Genomic DNA, 18086 nt, shown 5'->3' with positions numbered 1-18086 from the left:
GGGCGGTGTCGCTGGCCCGCCCCGAACCACGCCGGCCAGCCCGTCATCTTCCGTGTGTGCGCGGTGCGCGCGTCAGCCCTCGCCGCGGCGCAGGCTGGGCTTCAGGTCCTTGAAGCGGGCCAGCAGGCCGTTGACGAAGGCCGGGGAGTCGTCCGTGGAGAACTCCTTCGCCAGCTGCACCGCCTCGTCGATCGCCACGGCGTCCGGGGTCTCGTCGACCCAGATCAGCTCGTAGGCGCCCAGCCGCAGGATGTTCCGGTCGGCGACCGGCATGCGGTCGAGCTCCCAGTCCACGGCGTAGGTGACGATCAGGTCGTCGATGCGGTTCACCTTCTCGGCGTACCCCTCGACGAGGTCCATCGTGAAGGCGTTGACCGGCGGCTGCCGGACGTCCGCGTTCGCGTGGCGGATCCAGTCCGCGAGGACCTCGCGCACGGGAACGTCGCGCTGGTCGGCCTCGAAGAGGATCTGGAAGGCGCGCTTGCGCGCGTTGCTCCGGGCAGCCACGGTTAGCTGTTCACCCGGCCGAGGTAGGCGCTGGTGCGGGTGTCGACCTTGATCTTCTCGCCGGTGGTGACGAAGAGCGGGACCTGGATCTCGTGGCCGGTCTCCAGGCGGGCGGGCTTGGTGCCGCCGGTGGAGCGGTCGCCCTGGACGCCCGGGTCGGTGTGCTCGATGGTGAGCTCGACGGCGGCCGGGAGCTCGACGTAGAGCACCTCGCCCTCGTGCTGGGCCACGGAGGCGGTGAAGCCCTCGATGAGGAAGTTGGCGGCGTCGCCGACGGCCTTGCGGTCGACCATCAGCTGGTCGTAGGTGCTCATGTCCATGAAGACGAAGTAGTCGCCGTCCATGTACGAGAACTGCATGTCACGGCGGTCGATCGTGGCGGTGTCGACCTTCGTGCCGGCGTTGAAGGTCTTGTCGACGACCTTGCCGGAGAGCACGTGCTTGAGCTTGGTGCGCACGAAGGCCGGGCCCTTGCCGGGCTTGACGTGCTGGAACTCGACGACGGACCAGAGCTGGTCACCGTCGAGCTTGAGCACCATGCCGTTCTTGAGGTCGTTCGTGGAAGCCACGGTTGCGGAATCTCCTGCACTGGAAGACCAGGGAGGCGCACACGGCCCGGCTCAGCGGACTACAGTGCGAGCAGCTCCTTGGTCGTAATGGTGAGTAGCTCGGGACCGCCGTCCGCCTCGGGGCGCACGACGAGCGTGTCATCGATCCGGACACCTCCCCGGCCGGGGAGGTGAACCCCCGGTTCGACGGTGACCGGCACGCAAGCGTCCAGTTTACCCATTGCCGTAGGTGCAAGCTGCGGGTCCTCGTCGATTTCGAGGCCGACCCCGTGTCCCATGCACCCGGCGAGCGCCTCACCGTGCCCCGCCGAGTCCAGTACGGACCGTGCCGCGTGGTCCACGTCCCGGTACGCGGCACCGGGCAGCAGCGCCTCCCGGCCGGCCCGCTGGGCGGCGAACACGAGGTCGTACAGCTCGATCTGCCAGTCGGCCGGAGTGGTGCCGATCACGAAGGTGCGGCCGATCTCGCAGCGGTAGCCCCGGTAGTTGGCGCCGAGGCAGACGGAGAGGAAGTCGCCCTCCTCCACCCGCCGGTCCGAGGGCCGGTGCCGGGAGCGGCCGGAGTGCGGGCCCGTGCCGACGGAGGTCGGGAAGGCGGGGCCGTCCGCGCCGTGGTCGACGAGCCGGCGCTCCAGCTCCAGCGCCAGATGGCGTTCGGTCCGCCCGACCAGGATCGACTCCAGCAGCTCGCCGAGGGCCTGGTCGGCGATCTCGGCGGCGATCCGCAGGCAGGCGATCTCCTCCTCGTCCTTGACCAGCCGCTGCTGCTCCACGGCGGCCCCCAGGGCGGCCAGCCGCAGCCGGGGGGCGACGGAGCTCACCGCGCGGTGCCGGGCGACCGTGAGGTGGTGTTCCTCGACGGCGAGGGAGTCCGCCCGCACGGCGGCGGCGCGGTCGGCCGCGGCCACCGCCGGATCCGCCCCGGGCCCGCCCAGCAGGCTGAGCGTCAGCCCCTCGTCCAGCCGCCCCTCGTCGGCCTCGCCGGTGGGCGGGGCCGCGCAGAACAGCTCGTCGTCGGCGGGCCCGACCAGCAGGACGGCGCCCAGCGGGGACGCCCCGGCGAGGTAGCGGACGTTCGCCGGACGCGTGATCAGGGCAGCGGAGTTGCCCGCGGCGGCGCAGCGCTCGCGGAGCAGGCCCCTGCGGGCCGCGTACACGTCTGACATGTCTTCGAGCCTACGAGCGACCCGCGCATCCGGCCCGGCGAGCGCGTCCGGACGGGCCGTCCCCGGCCCGCTCCCGGCCCGGCGCCGGTCCTCCCCCGCGCCGCTACCAGCGGGGCGGGCTCGCCAGGGCCCGGGCGAGCGCCTCGTCCAGGGCGCGCGCGGTGGCCTCCACGTCGAGGTGGGAGTTGTCGATGATCGGCAGCCCGGAGCCGTACCAGCCGGCCATCCGGCCGTGGATGCGGGCGACTTCCTCGTCGGACAGCCGACGGTTCCCGGACCGGGCGGCGTTGCGCTCCAGCACGATCTCCAGGCCGGGGAGCAGCACCACCGGGAGGAGGGCCGGGCCCACGTGCCGCTTCCAGCCGCCGAGGCCCACCACGGGCCGGTCGGGGAAGACGGCGTCGTCGAGGATGCAGGAGATCCCGTTGGCCAGGAAGTTGCGGGCGGCGAAGCCGCAGGTGCGGCGGGCCAGGCGGTACTGGGCCTCGGAGTGGTCGTTCCAGCCGGCCTGCGGGTCGGCGAAGCCCGAGCGGACCCATTCGCGGACGTCGTCCAGGCTGACGTGGGCGGTCGGCACCGGGCGGGTCTGCGCCCAGTGCCGGGCCACGGTGGTCTTGCCGGCCCCCGCCGGGCCGATGAGCAGCACCGCGAGCACGGCGCCGCCCGTCCCCCCGGCGGGGGGAGCGGGCGGGGCGGGCACGGCCGGGGGCAGCGGGATGTGCCCCGTCGCCTCGGGCACCGCGGGCGCCGGCCAGCCCTGCGCGGGGGGTATCGGCGGTGGCGGGGGCGACGCCGGGTGCTGTCCCGGCGGACCCCAGCCCCCCACTCCGTGCTGCATCCTCGCCACTCCGTCTCGTTCAGGCGACTGATGCGAGAACGTTATCTCAGGCCGTGACCTCTTCGGCCAGCGCGCGCAGCGCCAGCCGGTAGGAGCCCAGGCCGAAGCCCGCGACGGTGCCGGTGGCCACGGCCGCGATGACCGAGGTGTGCCGGAACTCCTCCCGGGCGTACGGGTTGGAGATGTGCACCTCGATCAGCGGGGCGGTGCGCTGCGCGGCCGCGTCCCGCATGGCGTACGAGTAGTGCGTGAAGGCGCCCGGGTTGATGACGACCGGGATCCTGCCGTCCGCCGCCTCGTGCAGCCAGCGCACGAGTTCGCCCTCGTCGTTGGTCTCGCGGACCTCGACGTCGAAGCCGAGCTCGGCGCCCAGGGTGCGGCAGCTCTCGACCAGACCGGCGTACGAGGTGGCCCCGTAGACGTCGGGCTCGCGGGAGCCGAGCCGGCCCAGGTTCGGGCCGTTCAGCACCAGGACGGGGCGGCTCACGCCGAGACCTCGCCGTACGCGGCGATCAGGTGGGCCGGGTCGGGGCCCTCCAGGACGGTCGGCTTGCCCAGTCCGTCGAGGACGATGAAGCGCAGCAGGTTGCCGCGGGACTTCTTGTCGACCTGCATGGTCTGGAGCAGCTTGGGCCACTGGTCGCCGCGGTAGGTGAGCGGCAGGCCGACGGAGGCCAGCACGGCCTTGTGCCGGTCGGCCGTGGCGTCGTCCAGGCGCCCGGCCAGGCGGCCGAGTTCGGCGGCGAAGACCATGCCGACGGAGACGGCCGCGCCGTGGCGCCACTTGTAGCGCTCGTTCTTCTCGATGGCGTGCGCGAGGGTGTGCCCGTAGTTGAGGACCTCGCGCAGGCCCGACTCCTTCAGGTCGCTGGAGACCACGTCGGCCTTGACCTGGATGGAGCGGACGATCAGCTCGGCCGTGTGCGGGCCCTCGGGCGTGCGCGCGGCCTGCGGGTCCTCCTCGATCAGGTCGAGGATCACCGGGTCGGAGATGAAGCCGGCCTTGATGATCTCGGCGAGGCCGCTGACGTAGTCGTTCACGGGCAGCGAGTCCAGCGCGGCGAGGTCGCACAGCACCCCGGCCGGCGGGTGGAAGGCGCCGACGAGGTTCTTGCCCTCGGCGGTGTTGATGCCGGTCTTGCCGCCGACGGCCGCGTCCACCATAGCCAGGACGGTGGTCGGGACGGCGATCCAGCGCACCCCGCGCAGCCAGGAGGCCGCGACGAAGCCCGCCAGGTCGGTGGTGGCGCCGCCGCCCACGCCGACGATCACGTCGGTGCGGGTGAAGTTCGACTGGCCCAGCGCCTTCCAGCAGTATGCCGCCACCTCGACGGTCTTGGCCTCCTCCGCGTTGGGCACCTGGATGGCGACGGCCTCGTAGCCCTGGTCGGCCAGGTCCGCGCGGAGCGCCTCGCCGGTCTCCGCGAGGGCCTCGGGGTGGATCACCGCGACCCGCTGGGCCTTGGTTCCGATGAGGCCGCCCAGCTCGCCGAGCAGCTGCCGGCCGACCAGCACGTCGTACGCGTCGTGTCCGGCGCTGGCGCCGACCTGGATGCGCGTCACCTGGTCTGTCATACGTCCTTCAACTCCAGAGCGTCGAGGATCGCCTGGGCGACCTCTTCGGGGGTGCGTTCGTCGGTGGCCACCACGACGCGCGCGACTTCGGTGTACAGGTGGCGCCGGGCCTCCATCAGCTCGCGCCACTGCCGGCGCGGGTTGACGGCCAGCAGCGGGCGGGCCGCGCCGAGGCCGACGCGGCGCACGGCCTCCTCGACGTCCATCGACAGGTAGGCCACGGGCAGGCCGGCCAGCAGGGCGCGGGTGCCCTGGTCGAGGACGGCGCCGCCGCCGAGGGCGAGGACCCCCGCGTGCTCGGCGACGGCGGTGGCGACCGCCTGCCGCTCCAGCTCGCGGAAGTGCGGCTCGCCCTCGTCGACGAAGATGTCGGAGATCTCACGGCCCTGGGCCGCGACGATGTCCGCGTCCGTGTCCCGGTAGGGGACGCCGAGCCGCTCGGCGAGCAGCGCCCCCACCGTGGACTTGCCGGACCCCATGGGGCCGACGAGGACGACGAGCGGTCCGCCCGTCACCGGATGTGCAGGTTGTCGAGGTAGGAGCGCACGTTGCGCCGGGTCTCGGGGACGGAGTCGCCGCCGAACTTCTCGACGACCGCGTCGGCCAGCACGAGCGCGACCATGGCCTCGGCGACGATGCCCGCGGCGGGCACGGCACAGACGTCGGAGCGCTGGTGGTGCGCCACCGTCGCCTCGCCGGTGGCCACGTCGACGGTGGCGAGGGCGCGCGGCACGGTCGCGATGGGCTTCATCGCGGCGCGGACGCGCAGCAGCTCACCGGTGGTCAGACCGCCCTCGGTGCCGCCGGAGCGGCCGGAGGTGCGCTTGAGGCCCTCGGGGGTGGAGACGATCTCGTCGTGCGCCTTGGAGCCGGGCACGCGGGCCAGCTCGAAGCCGTCGCCGACCTCGACGCCCTTGATGGCCTGGATGCCCATGAGCGCCGCGGCGAGGCGGGCGTCGAGGCGGCGGTCCCAGTGGACGTGGGAGCCGAGGCCGACGGGCACGCCGTAGGCGAGGACCTCGACGACGCCGCCGAGGGTGTCGCCGTCCTTGTGGGCCTGGTCGATCTCCGCGACCATCGCCTTCGACGCGTCGGCGTCGAGGCAGCGCACCGGGTCGGCGTCGAGCTTCTCGACGTCGGCGGGGGTCGGGTAGACGCCGTAGGGGGCCTTGGCCGCGGCCAGTTCCACCACGTGCGAGACGATCTCGATGCCCGCGACCTCCTTGATGAAGGAGCGGGCGACGGCGCCGAGGGCGACGCGGGCGGCGGTCTCACGGGCGCTGGCGCGCTCCAGGATCGGCCGGGCCTCGTCGAAGCCGTACTTCTGCATGCCCGCGAGGTCGGCGTGGCCGGGGCGGGGACGGGTCAGCGGCGCGTTGCGGCCGGTCTCCTTGAGCAGCGAGGGGTCCACGGGGTCGGCCGACATGACCGTCTCCCACTTGGGCCACTCGGTGTTGCCGACCATGACGGCGATCGGGGAGCCCTGGGAGAGCCCGTGGCGGACGCCGCCGAGGAAGGTGATCTCGTCCTGCTCGAACTTCATCCGGGCACCGCGTCCATAGCCGAGCCGGCGCCGGGCCAGGTGGTCGGCCACCAGCTCGGTGGTGACCGGGACGCCGGCGGGAAGGCCCTCCAGCGTCGCGACCAGGGCCGGTCCGTGCGACTCTCCTGCGGTCAGCCAACGCAACCTGCTCAACGATGCTCCTCATGCTCGCGCCTGGCACTGCCACGGCGAGTCCGGTGCGCGGACCGCAACCGCCGGTACCCGAATCCTCCCACGTCCCGGGGGTTCCTCCGTGATCCGGTCCAGCTATCGGACGGCCGTCTCACGGCGGCGCCACCACTGGTAGCCCTCGTAGACGGCCACGACGGCCAGCAGCGAGCCGATGACCCACTTCATCCAGGAGGGCAGACTGCCGGCCATCACCTTCACGAACATGAAGACGCCGTACGCGGCGTCCCATTTCGACGCCAGTACCTGGCCGGCCCCGATGGCGTCCATACGCCCCCCTCACCCCGAAGAACAGCAGGTGGGAAGCCTATCGGGCGGCGAGGGCCCGTTCTCCCGCGGCCCGCATGGCCGCCAGGGGCCCGGCGGCGGCGCCGGTCATCTGTTCGACCTGGAGCACGGCCTGGTGCACGAGGAGGTCGAGCCCGCCGAGCAGGGTGCCGCCGCGGCCGGACCAGGCGGCCGCGAGGGCGGTGGGCCAGGGTTCGTACAGGACGTCGAAGAGTGCGCCCGGGGCCGCGGGTACGGCGGCGGCGAGTGCGTCGGTGGCGCCCGCCGGGGTGGTGGCGATCACCAGCGGGGCGTGGAGGGCCTCGGCGGCCCGGGACCAGTCGGCGGTGCGGACGTCCACGCCGAGCCGCTCGCCCCAGCGGCGCATCTCGTCGGCCCGGGCCGACGAGCGGACGTACGCGGTGATCTCGCCGGTGCAGATCCGGGCGAGGGCCGCGAGCGCCGAGGAGGCGGTGGCCCCCGCCCCGAGGACGGCGGCGGCGGGCACCTCGTCGACCCCCCGCTCGCGCAGGGCCGCGACTATGCCGGGGATGTCGGTGTTGTCGCCGACGCGGCGGCCGTCCTCGGTGAGGACGAGGGTGTTGACCGCCTCCACCGAGGCGGCGGTGTCGCTGATCTCGTCCAGCAGCGGGATGACCGCCCGCTTGAGCGGCATCGTCAGGGAGCAGCCGGCCCACTCGGGGCCCAGGTCCGCCACGAACCCCGGGAGCGCGGCCTCGTCGATCTCGAACCGGTCGTAGGACCAGTCGACGAGGCCGAGTTCCCGGTAGGCCGCCCGGTGCAGTACCGGTGAGAGGGAGTGCTCGATGGGAGAACCCAGCACCGCGGCCCGTGTCCGTGACATGTCCTGCTACCCGCCGTTCTTCTTCTGCGCCTGACGCTCCTGGAACTCCGCGACGAGCTTCAGGTGCTCGTCGTAGGTCTTCGTGAAGGTCGTCTTGTTGCCGTCGACCGACACGAAGAACATCCAGCCGCCGTGATCGGGGTTGAGCGTAGCGGTCAGCGCGTCCAGACCGGGATTGTCGATCGGACCGGGCGGGAGGCCCTTGACGAAGTGCGTGTTGTACGGGTGGTCGAAGGCCTGGGCTTCCTTCAGGTTGAAGTTGATCTCGCTCTGGCCCTTGACGTAGTTGTACGTCGAGTCGAACTGGAGCTTCTGGTTCGTGACGTCGTTGGTCTTCTTGAGGCGGTTGTAGACCACCTCGGCCATCTTGCGGAAGTCGTCGTGGTTCTTGCCCTCGGCGTTGACGAGGCTCGCGACGGTGATCACCTGGAGCGGGTTCTCCAGGTTGAGCTCCTTGGCCTTGGCCTCGACGCCCAGCTCCGCGTACTTGTCGGAGGCGTTCTTGACCATCTGCTTGAGCAGGGACTCGGGCGTGCTGTCCTTCTTGAGGTCGTACCGCATCGGGTACAGGAAGCCTTCGAGCGGGTCCATGATCTTCGGGTTGTTGGCCGCCCAGGCCGGCAGGCCGAGGTTCTTGGACTCGCGCGAGGCGATCTCGCGGGTGGTGCCGTCCGGTTTGCCGAGCTTCTTGTCGATCATCTTGTAGACGTCGGCGTTGCGCGCGCCCTCGGGGATGGTGACGACCGCGAGCTTGCTCGGGTCGATCATCAGGGCGACGGCGGCCGTACCCGACATCTTCTTCTTCATCGGGTAGACGCCCGGCTGGATCGACTTGCCCTTGGGGTTGGCGTTCGCCGCGTCCACGAAGGACTGGGCGCTGGCGACCACGCCGGCCTCCTTCAGGATGCGGCCCATCTGGCCGAGGCCCGCGTTCTTGGGGATCTCGACGTCGACGATCTCGTCCGTGCCCTCGCCCGCGAAGTCCTCGGTGGCGCCGAACCGGTCCTTCAGGTAGCCGTAGCCGTAGTAGCCGCCACCGCCGACGACGCCGAGGATCACCACGGCGGCGACCAGGCAGGCCGTGCCGCTGCGCTTCTTCTGCTTCTTCTTGCCCGCCTTGCCGCCCTTGCCGCGGCCCGCCCGGCGGCCGCCGGCCACGGGCTCGTCGTCGTCCGCGCCGCCGCCCGCGGGCAGGGGGGACTCCTCCGGCTCCTCCTCTTCCGGTTCCGGCTCCAGGTGGCGCAGGTTCGGGGGCTGCGGCGGCGGGAAGGCGTCCGGCGTCGCGTAGAGGTCGGGGGCCTCGCCGGGGAAGGCCCCGGCGGACTGCTGCGCGTAAGGGTCGGCGCCGGCGTAGGGGTCGGTCTGCACGGCGGCCATGTACTGCTGCTCGTGGGCGCCGTCCCAGCCCTGGCCCTGGCCCTGGCCCTCGTACAGCGGCTGCTGCTGGAGCTGCTGCTGCGCGAGGGCCTGGGCGTGGGCGTGCTGCTGCGCCGCGTACGCCTGCTGATCGGCGTACTGCGGCTGCTGCTGCGGATACTGCTCGGAGTACTGCTGCTGGTACTGCGGCTGCTGCTGGTACGTCAGGTCCTGCTGCTGCGGCTCCAGGGGGTGCTGGTACTGCTGCTGCGGGTCACCGCCATAGGGCACCTGCCCCTGCTGCGTCTGGTGCGCGGTCCACCCCTGGTCCCCGTAGAGGGGGTCCTGGGGGTTCCACGGTTCGGAGCCGTGGCCCCGGCCATAGTCAGTCATCGGTCCCCTAGAGCCGCGAGACGAAGAGCCCCGGCTCATATCGGCCGCGGCACCCGGTTCCGCCTCTTGAGTGGTGGGCGACGGCTGTTCGAATGCCGTCTCATCGCGCGGAACGTTACCGTACCGCGATCAGACAACCACTTCGACGCACTCGCCAGGCGGATTACCTGATACCCGTTCGGTCTCAAGAGCGTTCTGAAGGATGACCACGGCGGCGGCCTGGTCGATGACCGACCTGCCCTTCTTCGCGTTCTTCCCGGAGGCGCGCAGGCCCTGGGCCGCGGTGACCGTGGTCATCCGCTCGTCGACCAGGCGGACCGTCACCGGCTTGATGCCCTTGGCCAGTTCGTTCGCGAAGGCACGTACCTTGGCCGCGGCCGGCCCCTCCCGCCCGCTGAGCGAGCGGGGGAGGCCGACGACGACTTCGAGGGGCTCGTACTCCGCGACGAGCTGCCGCAGCCGCCGGTGGGCGGCCGGGACGTCCCGGCCCGGGACGGTCTCCACCGGCGTGGCCAGCACCCCGTCGGGGTCGCACGAGGCGACCCCGATCCGGGCGTCTCCGACATCGATGGCCAGACGGCGGCCGCGGCGCAGACTCATCGTCAGGCCGTCTCGACGACGAGGCGTTCGACCGCGGCGATGGCCTCCGGCACGGCGGCCGGGTTCTGGCCGCCGCCCTGGGCCACGTCCGGCTTGCCGCCACCGCCGCCGCCGAGGGTCTTGGCGGCGGTGCGGACCAGGTCACCGGCCTTGAGGCCGCGCTCGCGGGCCGCCTCGTTGGTGGCGATCACGGTCAGCGGGCGGTCGTTCGCCACGGCGAACAGCGCCACGACGGCCGGGCGGTCGCCGGGGATGCGGCCGCGGACGTCGAGGACCAGCTTGCGCAGGTCGTCGGCGCCCGTGCCGTCCGGCACCTGGCCGACGACGAGGGCGACGCCGCGGATGTCCTGGGCGCCGGCGGCGAGGCCGGCGGCGGCCTGGAGGACCTTCTCCGCGCGGAACTTCTCGATCTCCTTCTCGGCGTCCTTCAGCTTGCCGAGCATGGCGGCGATCTTCTCCGGCAGCTCCTCCGGACGGCCCTTGACCAGCTCCTGGAGCTGGGCGACGACCGTGTGCTCCTTGGCGAGGAAGTTGTAGGCGTCCACGCCGACGAGGGCCTCGACACGGCGCACGCCGGAGCCGATGGAGGACTCGCCGAGCAGCTTCACCAGGCCCAGCTGGGCGGTGTTGCCGACGTGCGTGCCGCCGCACAGCTCCTTGGAGAAGTCGCCGATGGTCACGACGCGGACCCGCTCGCCGTACTTCTCGCCGAACTCGGCGATGGCGCCCTGCTTCTTCGCCTCGTCGATGCTCATGATCTCGGCGGTGACGTCGAGCTCGCGGGAGAGCACGTCGTTGATCTTCTGCTCGACGTCGGTGAGGACCGTGCCGGGAACGGCGTTCGGGGAGCCGAAGTCGAAGCGGAAGCGGCCGGGGCTGTTCTCGGAGCCGGCCTGGGCGGCCGTCGGGCCGAGGGCGTCGCGCAGCGCCTGGTGGGTCAGGTGGGTGGCCGAGTGGGCGCGGGCGATGGCCCGGCGGCGCTTGATGTCGATCGCGGCGTACGCGGAGGCGCCGACCGTGACCTCGCCGACCTGGACGGAGCCCTTGTGGACGGAGACGCCCGGGACGGGCTGCTGGACGTCGCGGACCTCGATGACGGCACCGGTGTCGAGCTTGATGCGGCCCTGGTCGGCGAGCTGGCCGCCGCCCTCGGCGTAGAAGGGGGTGCGGTCGAGGACGACCTCGACCTCGTCGCCCTCGGAGGCGGCGGGCGCGGAGACGCCGTTGACCAGGAGGCCGACGATGGTGGCCTCGCCCTGGTTGGTGGCGTAGCCGGTGAACTCGGTGGCGCCGGAGCCGTCGGCGATGTCCCGGTAGGCGGACATGTCCGCGTGGCCGGTCTTCTTGGCCTTGGCGTCGGCCTTGGCGCGGTCGCGCTGCTCCTGCATCAGGCGGCGGAAGCCGGTCTCGTCCACGGAGAGGCCCTGTTCGGCGGCCATCTCCAGGGTGAGGTCGATCGGGAAGCCCCAGGTGTCGTGGAGCAGGAACGCCTTGTCGCCGGAGAGGACGGTGCCGCCGCCGGCCTTGGTCTCGGTCACGGCGGTGTCGAGGATGTTCGTGCCGCCCTTGATGGCCTTGAGGAAGGCGGCTTCCTCGGCGATGGCGACGGTCTCGATGCGCTTGCGGTCGGTGACGAGCTCCGGGTACTGCTGCCCCATCGTCTCGACGACCACGTTGATCAGGTCCTGGACGACCGGGCCGGTGGCGCCCATGAGGCGCATGTTGCGGATGGCGCGGCGCATGATGCGGCGCAGCACGTAGCCGCGGCCCTCGTTGCCGGGGGTGACCCCGTCGCCGATGAGCATGGTCGAGGTGCGGATGTGGTCGGCGACCACGCGCAGGGAGACGTCCGTGTGCTGCGCGGCGCCGTACTGCACGCCGGTCAGCTCGGTGGCCTTGTCCATGACCACGCGCAGGGTGTCGGTCTCGTACATGTTCTGCACGCCCTGCAGGATCATCGCGAGGCGTTCGAGGCCGAGGCCGGTGTCGATGTTCTTCGACGGCAGGTCGCCGAGGATCGGGAAGTCCTCCTTCCCGTCGCCGGCGCCGCGCTCGTACTGCATGAAGACGAGGTTCCAGATCTCCACGTACCGCTCGTCGTTGACGGCCGGGCCGCCCTCGACGCCGAACTCGGGGCCGCGGTCGTAGTTGATCTCGGAGCAGGGGCCGCAGGGGCCGGGGACGCCCATGGACCAGAAGTTGTCCTTCTTGCCCAGGCGCTGGATCCGCTCGGCGGGGACGCCGATCACGTCGCGCCAGATCTGTTCGGCCTCGTCGTCGTCGAGGTAGACCGTGATCCAGAGCTTCTCGGGCTCCAGGCCGTAGCCGCCGTCCGCCACGGAGCCGGTCAGCAGCTCCCAGGCGTACTTGATGGCGCCTTCCTTGAAGTAGTCCCCGAAGGAGAAGTTGCCGCACATCTGGAAGAACGTGCCGTGGCGGGTGGTCTTGCCGACCTCTTCGATGTCCGGCGTGCGGACGCACTTCTGCACGCTGGTCAGCGTGGGCGCGGGCGGCTTGGTCTCACCCAGGAAGTAGGGCTTGAACGGGACCATGCCCGCGGGCACCAGCAGCAGAGTCGGGTCGTCCGCGATGAGCGACGCCGAAGGGACAACGGTGTGACCGCGCTCCTCGAAGAAGCTCAGCCAGCGGCGGCGGATTTCAGCCGACTCCATCAGTGGTCCTCATTCCGGTTGTACGTGACCGCCGAGTGGTTCGGACGGCGTGTGGTGGTGTCGTTCGCGATGGCCCGCAGCCGCCGCGGCCCGGGGAGGGCGGTGACGTTGTCGGGCCGGTCGGGGTCCTGGGTCAGGCCCAGGGCGTCGTTCAGCTCGTCCTCGCGCTGCGTCATCCCCGCCTTGACGTCGAGGGCGAAGTCCTTGAGGCGGTGGCCCGCCTCCACGGCCTTGTCGGCCGCCTGGGCCGCGAGGCTCTCCGGCGTCAGCTTCTTCAGCTGGCGGTTGACCTTGGTGGTGGCCCAGACGCCGGCGGCGGCGCCGGCGGTGAACCAGAAGGCTCGGCGGAACATCGGAGGTCTCAGCCCTTCTTCTTGCGGCGCCGCGGATCCGGCACCGTACGGCCGACGATCACGGTGCGCCGGGGGGTGCGCTCGGTTCCGGCGTCGCTCCTGCCCATGGCCTTGCGCACCCCGTAGCCGAAGGCCGCGACCTTGACGAGCGGGCCGCCGAAGGTGGAGGCGACGGTGGAGGACAGCGCGGAGGCGTTGGAGGTGACCTCCTGGACGTCGCTCGCGATGGCGTCGACCCGGTCGAGCTGGGTGCGCGCGGAGCGGACGGTCGTGGAGGCGTCGGCGAGCAGCGGGACGGCCTGCTCGGTGACCTCGGCCACGAGCTTGGTGGTGGCCTTGAGCACCTGGGCGAGCCTGGCCAGCGCCACCGCGAGGAAGGAGACCAGGATGGCCCAGAAGACGGCCACGATGATCCCGGCCACCTCTCCACCGGACACGTTGCACCGCTTCCTGAAATCTGGAAACCCGACGGGTTAAGTCTGCTGGATGAGTCTGCTCCGACCCTATCGCGCCGGAGATCCGCCGCAGTACCGGATTCCGGTGCGGCTCCGGCGGATACGGCAAAGCCCGCCGCCCCCCGGAGGGGACGGCGGGCCGGACCAGCCTGTGAGTGGCTACGGCCGCTGGATCAGCGGGCGTAGTACTCGACGACGAGCTGCTCGTCGCAGATGACCGGGATTTCCTTGCGGTTCGGGTCGCGGTCGAGGCGGAAGGCCAGGGCCTTCAGGTTGACCTGCAGGTAACGCGGGGTCTCACCCTCACCGGCGTAGCCACCCTCGCGGGCGACCTGGAAGGGGTGCTTCTCGCGGCTGCGCTCGCGAACCGTGATGACGTCGTCGGGACGCACGCGGAACGACGGCTTGTCGACCTTGCCACCGTTGACCTCGATGTGGCCGTGGACGACCATCTGGCGGGCCTGGTAGATGGTGCGGGCGACGCCGGCACGCAGGACCAGGGCGTCCAGGCGACGCTCAAGCTCGACGACCAGCGCCTCGCCCGTCTTGCCCTCGGCCTTCTTCGCGCGGTCGTACGCGCGGGCCATCTGGCGCTCGGAGATGTCGTACTGGGCGCGCAGACGCTGCTTCTCGAGCAGACGGACCTTGTAGTCCGAGTTCTGCTTGCGGCCACGGCCGTGCTCGCCCGGCGGGTAGGGGCGGGCCTCGAAGTACTTGACGGCCTTCGGCGTCAGGGCGATGCCGAGAGCGCGAGACTTCTTGACCTTGGGTCGCTTCTGGTTCACGGGGAACCTACCTCCATGTAAGTTAGGTGAGGCTTACCTTATCGAGGAGGACGTAATGTCTCGACCACATGGGATCCCCCTGCCCAGTGCGCATCGCAGTTCGGATTCCAACGAAACGGAATCCGCTTTCGACGACGATAAGCAAGGTCAGCCGCGTCCCAGGGAAGGCGTTCGGCAGCTCACCGGAGCCGAACGCGTACGAACCCTCGTAGAGTCCAACGCCTCAGTATCCCTCACGCTGCCGGGTGCTCGTGACCAGGTGTGGACCCGTGACCAGGGAGAGTGCGGGACAGGGGCGCCGGCCGCTCGGACCGTCACCCCGGACGGGGACGTGATTCTCCTTGTGCCAGGTGAATCCGCGGCGGCCAGGGCCGCCGCTCACGCCCAGGACGACGACCTCCCCGCCGTGATCGAGATCACGGACGTGGCGCCGGTGTCCGTCCCCCATCGTATACGGGGCCGCGCCCGCCTCGCCGGGTGGCTGACCCCGGTCCGCGGGGACGACCGCGCCCCCTGCGCCGCACTCATGGCCGAGCGCCACCCGGTGGGCGGGCTGCTCGGGCTGACGGAGTCCCTCGACGCCGACGACGCCCCCTACACCGGGCGCCCGGCCTGGATGCTGCTGCGCCTGGAGGTCGGCGAGATCTCCGTGGACGACCTGTGGGGCGCCGAGCGGGTGGACCCGGAGGAGCTGGCGGCCGCCGAACCCGACCCGATGACGGCCCACGAGGCGGAGCTCCTCCAGCACCTGGCCTCCGTCCACCCCGAGCGGCTCGCCGCCCTGTGCGGGCTGCTGGGCTCCCGGCAGGCGGCCGGGCTGACCCCCGTCCCGCTGGCCCTTGACCGGCTCGGGCTGCGCGTCCGCTTCACCCGCGGGCCCGGCCCGGCCGCCTTCGACGCCCGCTTCGACTTCCCCGAGCCGGTCGCGGACGTGTGCGGCCTGCGCCGGGCCATGCGCTCCCTGTTCGCGGCGGCCGCTCACTGAGGGCAGGTGCCGAGCAGCTCCTCCAGCGCCGTCTTCTCCGGCGGGGTGACGGAGAGGGCGTACTTGGCCTTGATGCCGGTGTAGCGGCGCGCGTACTCGCACCAGTACGCCTGCCGGGGCGGCCGCCACTTGTCGGCGGTCCGGCTGCCCTTGTCCTGGTTGGTCTGCTTGTCCACGGCGAGCAGCACGTCGAGGTCGTTGGCGTACTCCAGCCGGCGCGCGGGCGTCCACGCGTACGCGCCGGCGCGCCATGCCGCACCGAGCGCGACGACGTGGTCGGTCTCGATCTGGGAGGCCCGGCGGTAGGAGTACGGGAGCTCCTTGCCGGTGTACGGGTCGTGCAGCACGCCGGAGACCACCACGCAGGGGTTGCGGTCCCCCTCGCGCAGCTCGGCCAGGTCCCGCCGCAGCACGTCGTCCCGGGTGTCGCAGCCGTTGCGGCCGCCGACGGCGTCGGTGTCATCCGACCAGTACCGGCCGAAGGCGTCCCTCTCGTACGTCTCCCAGTTCCGGCCCCACTCGACCCTCAGCCCCTTGAGCTCCGCCCTGGCCGTGGCCGCGTCCGGGGGGAAGCCCTTGCCGACGAGCGGGACGGGGGGTGGCGGGGGTGCGGCGGGGCCGCGGTGGCATCCGCTGACCAGCAGTGCCGCCGCCACGGCAAGGACGGCCACCCGAGATCCCATGGCCCGGAGCGTAGGCCGCTCCCGGCACCCGGCCGGGCCGACACGGCCACCGCTGCGCGGAGCGCTCCCCTACCCGCCCTTCCACCGTTCCCCGGGGCTCCGCCCCGGACCCCCGCGCCTCAAACGCCGGCGGGGCTCTTCACTGCCCCGCTCCGCGCAGCCGCTCGCGGACCTTCTCCACCACGTCCGCGTAGCGGGCTTCCGCCCCGTAGCGCGTCGGCTCGTAGTACCGCTTGCCGTGGATCTCGTCCGGCGCGTACTGCTGCGCGGCGATGGCGCCCGGCACGTCGTGCGGGTACACGTACCCGACCGCGTGCCCCAGCTTGGCCGCGCCCTTGTAGTGCCCGTCGCGCAGGTGCGCCGGCACCGACCCGGCCAGACCCGCCCGTACGTCCGCCAGCGCCGCGCCGATCGCCGTCGTCGCGGTGTTCGACTTCGGGGCCAGCGCCAGCGCGATCGTGGCGTGCGAGAGGGTGAGCGCGGCCTCCGGGAAGCCGATCATCGCCACCGCCTGGGCCGCCGCCACCGCCAGCGGCAGGGCGGTGGGGTCCGCCAGGCCGATGTCCTCGCTCGCCGAGATCATCAGCCGCCGCGCGATGAACCGGGGGTCCTCGCCGGCCTCGATCATCCGGGCCAGGTAGTGCAGCGCGGCGTCCACGTCGGAGCCCCGGATCGACTTGATCAGGGCGCTGGCCACGTCGTAGTGCTGGTCGCCGTCCCGGTCGTAGCGGACCGCCGCCCGGTCGACGGCCTCCTCCAGCGTCTGGAGGGTGATCTCCCCCTCCCCCTTGGCGATGGCCGACCCGGCCCCCGCCTCCAGCGCGGTCAGCGCGCGGCGGGCGTCGCCCCCGGCGATCCGCAGCAGGTGCGCCTCCGCGTCGGCGGGCAGCGAGACCGCGCCGCCCAGCCCCCGCTCCTCCTCCAGGGCCCGCCGCAGCAGCCCGCTCAGGTCGCCGTCGGTCAGCGGCTCCAGCGTCAGCAGCAGGGAGCGCGAGAGCAGCGGGGAGATGATCGAGAAGTACGGGTTCTCCGTGGTCGCCGCGATCAGGGTGACCCAGCGGTTCTCCACGGCCGGCAGCAGGGAGTCCTGCTGGGCCTTGCTGAAGCGGTGGATCTCGTCGAGGAAGAGGACGGTCTCCTTGCCGTAGCCGCCGGCGGCGCGCTTGGCGCCCTCGATGACGGCCCGGACCTCCTTGACCCCCGCAGTGATCGCCGACAGTTCGACGAACCGCTTCTGGGTGGCCTGGCTGACCACGTACGCGAGGGTGGTCTTGCCGATCCCCGGCGGCCCCCAGAGGATCACCGACGAGGCTCCGGCCGGTCCTCCGGCGCCCTCCCCCACCAGTCGGCGCAGCGGTGAGCCCGGCTTCAGCAGGTGCTGCTGGCCGACCACCTCGTCCAGGGTGCGCGGGCGCATCCGGACGGCCAGTGGGGAACTGGCCGGGTCCTTCTCCTGGCGTTCCTCGGCGGCGGCGGTGAAGAGATCTGGTTCCACACCCAGAGCCTAAGCGAGGGGACCGACAGTCCCGGCCGGGCTCAGGAGGTCCAGAAGTCCCACCAGCGGGTCAGGATCAGCATCCCGATGATCCCGATGTGCAGGACGGGCAGCACCCAGGTGAACTCGTCCAGGAAGCCGCGCAGCCAGCCGGGGGCGGGCAGCAGGCCCTGGCGGACGTTGTGCGAGGTGACGTACCAGAACATCAGGATCGTGCAGACCCAGGCCAGGCAGCACCACAGGCACAGGGAGTTGATGTTGTACAGCGACTGGTACATCAGCCAGGTGCAGAACCCGACGCCGAAGAGCATGCCGGCGTTCAGGGTGAGCCAGTACCAGCGGCCGAAGCGGGCCCCGGCGAGCAGGCTCATGCCGACGCAGACGACGATGCCGTAGGCGACGAGGCCCAGCATCGGGTTGGGGAACCCGAAGGCGGAGGCCTGCTCGCTCTTCATGATGTTGCCGCAGGAGACGACCGGGTTCAGGCTGCAGCCCGGCGTGAAGTTCGGGTCCTCCAGCAGCTTGAACTTGTCGATGGTGATCACCCAGGCGGCGACCAGGGCCGCCGCTCCGGTGATGACCAGCAGCAGGGCCAGCGCCCGGCTGCCGCCGTAGGTCCGCGGAGAGGTCTCCGCGCCAGCCGTCGTCGTCATCCCGCCCGCTCCACATCACACATCGGCAAGGTCATCAAGCACGGGCCATTGTGCCGTACCCGGGGGGCCGCCTTCCGTTCGATCGGTATAAGGACGGTGGAAAGGCGCCGGGGGCGGGCCGGGGGAGCACTCCCCCG

20 protein-coding genes are annotated in these 18086 nt (G+C 71.8%); 1 reads left to right on the top strand and 19 read right to left on the bottom strand.

What is annotated here, in order from left to right:
• Positions 1-72: 72 nt before the first annotated feature.
• The 16 genes from nusB to rpsD all read right to left on the bottom strand — a co-directional run bounded on the left by nusB (position 73) and on the right by rpsD (position 14133).
• The gene (gene nusB, locus AB0O29_RS28655; RefSeq protein WP_045947840.1) at positions 73-507 is read right to left on the bottom strand and encodes a transcription antitermination factor NusB; all 435 of its coding nucleotides are present in this window, start codon (positions 505-507) and stop codon (positions 73-75) included.
• Between the two features lie 2 nt (positions 508-509).
• Positions 510-1076, bottom strand: a complete 567-nt coding sequence (gene efp / locus AB0O29_RS28650) for an elongation factor P (protein ID WP_125817770.1) — start codon at positions 1074-1076, stop codon at positions 510-512.
• 59 nt (positions 1077-1135) lie between these two features.
• The gene (locus tag AB0O29_RS28645; RefSeq protein WP_365156978.1) at positions 1136-2242 is read right to left on the bottom strand and encodes an aminopeptidase P family protein; all 1107 of its coding nucleotides are present in this window, start codon (positions 2240-2242) and stop codon (positions 1136-1138) included.
• A gap of 103 nt (positions 2243-2345) precedes the next feature.
• On the bottom strand, positions 2346-3080 hold the full coding sequence (locus tag AB0O29_RS28640; RefSeq protein ID WP_365156975.1) for an AAA family ATPase: 735 nt from the start codon (positions 3078-3080) through the stop codon (positions 2346-2348).
• 46 nt (positions 3081-3126) lie between these two features.
• Complete coding sequence (gene aroQ / locus AB0O29_RS28635) at positions 3127-3567, bottom strand: type II 3-dehydroquinate dehydratase (protein WP_365156972.1); 441 nt, start codon at positions 3565-3567, stop codon at positions 3127-3129.
• Positions 3564-4655 carry a 3-dehydroquinate synthase gene (aroB, locus tag AB0O29_RS28630; RefSeq protein ID WP_365156969.1) on the bottom strand — a complete coding sequence of 364 codons (1092 nt, stop codon included), beginning with the start codon at positions 4653-4655 and terminating at the stop codon, positions 3564-3566. Before aroB ends, aroQ begins: the two co-directional genes overlap by 4 nt.
• The gene (locus AB0O29_RS28625) at positions 4652-5170 is read right to left on the bottom strand and encodes a shikimate kinase (RefSeq protein ID WP_365156967.1); all 519 of its coding nucleotides are present in this window, start codon (positions 5168-5170) and stop codon (positions 4652-4654) included. Before AB0O29_RS28625 ends, aroB begins: the two co-directional genes overlap by 4 nt.
• Entirely contained in the window at positions 5167-6351 is a 1185-nt protein-coding gene (gene aroC, locus AB0O29_RS28620) for a chorismate synthase (protein ID WP_365156964.1), read from the bottom strand. The genes AB0O29_RS28625 and aroC overlap by 4 nt, the downstream gene beginning before the upstream one ends.
• A 114-nt stretch (positions 6352-6465) precedes the next feature.
• Complete coding sequence (locus tag AB0O29_RS28615; RefSeq protein WP_365156962.1) at positions 6466-6657, bottom strand: hypothetical protein; 192 nt, start codon at positions 6655-6657, stop codon at positions 6466-6468.
• 37 nt (positions 6658-6694) lie between these two features.
• A complete protein-coding gene (locus AB0O29_RS28610) occupies positions 6695-7519 on the bottom strand; it encodes a shikimate dehydrogenase (RefSeq protein ID WP_365156959.1) in 825 nt (274 codons plus the stop codon).
• 6 nt (positions 7520-7525) lie between these two features.
• Positions 7526-9268, bottom strand: a complete 1743-nt coding sequence (gene mltG, locus AB0O29_RS28605; RefSeq protein WP_365156956.1) for an endolytic transglycosylase MltG — start codon at positions 9266-9268, stop codon at positions 7526-7528.
• Positions 9269-9397: 129 nt separating this feature from the next.
• On the bottom strand, positions 9398-9868 hold the full coding sequence (gene ruvX, locus AB0O29_RS28600) for a Holliday junction resolvase RuvX (RefSeq protein WP_344159378.1): 471 nt from the start codon (positions 9866-9868) through the stop codon (positions 9398-9400).
• Positions 9869-9870: 2 nt separating this feature from the next.
• Positions 9871-12540, bottom strand: a complete 2670-nt coding sequence (gene alaS, locus AB0O29_RS28595) for an alanine--tRNA ligase (RefSeq protein WP_365156952.1) — start codon at positions 12538-12540, stop codon at positions 9871-9873.
• The gene (locus AB0O29_RS28590; protein ID WP_365156949.1) at positions 12540-12893 is read right to left on the bottom strand and encodes a DUF6167 family protein; all 354 of its coding nucleotides are present in this window, start codon (positions 12891-12893) and stop codon (positions 12540-12542) included. Before AB0O29_RS28590 ends, alaS begins: the two co-directional genes overlap by 1 nt.
• An 8-nt stretch (positions 12894-12901) precedes the next feature.
• Positions 12902-13330, bottom strand: coding sequence for a DUF948 domain-containing protein (locus AB0O29_RS28585; protein WP_365156946.1), 429 nt, complete (start codon positions 13328-13330; stop codon positions 12902-12904).
• A 191-nt stretch (positions 13331-13521) separates the two neighbouring features.
• Positions 13522-14133, bottom strand: a complete 612-nt coding sequence (gene rpsD / locus AB0O29_RS28580) for a 30S ribosomal protein S4 (RefSeq protein ID WP_365156943.1) — start codon at positions 14131-14133, stop codon at positions 13522-13524.
• A gap of 55 nt (positions 14134-14188) precedes the next feature.
• Here rpsD and AB0O29_RS28575 point away from each other — a divergent pair, with 55 nt between their 5' ends.
• Positions 14189-15118: a DUF2470 domain-containing protein gene (locus tag AB0O29_RS28575; RefSeq protein ID WP_365156941.1), complete on the top strand. Its 930-nt coding sequence runs from the start codon at positions 14189-14191 to the stop codon at positions 15116-15118.
• On the opposite strand, the gene AB0O29_RS28570 is transcribed toward AB0O29_RS28575, so the two are convergent.
• The 3 genes from AB0O29_RS28570 to AB0O29_RS28560 form a co-directional block, all read right to left on the bottom strand.
• Positions 15112-15801 (bottom strand): HNH endonuclease family protein, encoded by a 690-nt coding sequence (locus AB0O29_RS28570; protein ID WP_365156937.1) that lies wholly within the window; start codon positions 15799-15801, stop codon positions 15112-15114. The genes AB0O29_RS28575 and AB0O29_RS28570 overlap by 7 nt on opposite strands.
• 139 nt (positions 15802-15940) lie before the next feature.
• Positions 15941-17296 carry a replication-associated recombination protein A gene (locus AB0O29_RS28565; protein WP_365156934.1) on the bottom strand — a complete coding sequence of 452 codons (1356 nt, stop codon included), beginning with the start codon at positions 17294-17296 and terminating at the stop codon, positions 15941-15943.
• A gap of 41 nt (positions 17297-17337) precedes the next feature.
• Positions 17338-17949 carry a vitamin K epoxide reductase family protein gene (locus AB0O29_RS28560; RefSeq protein ID WP_365156931.1) on the bottom strand — a complete coding sequence of 204 codons (612 nt, stop codon included), beginning with the start codon at positions 17947-17949 and terminating at the stop codon, positions 17338-17340.
• Positions 17950-18086: the final 137 nt, after the last annotated feature.

Origin of the sequence: Streptomyces sp. NPDC089915, from assembly GCF_040684675.1 — a bacterium.
GTDB lineage: Bacteria > Actinomycetota > Actinomycetes > Streptomycetales > Streptomycetaceae > Streptomyces.
The sequence above is the reverse complement of the archived record's forward strand: the minus strand, read 5'-3'. Positions and strand labels throughout refer to the sequence as shown.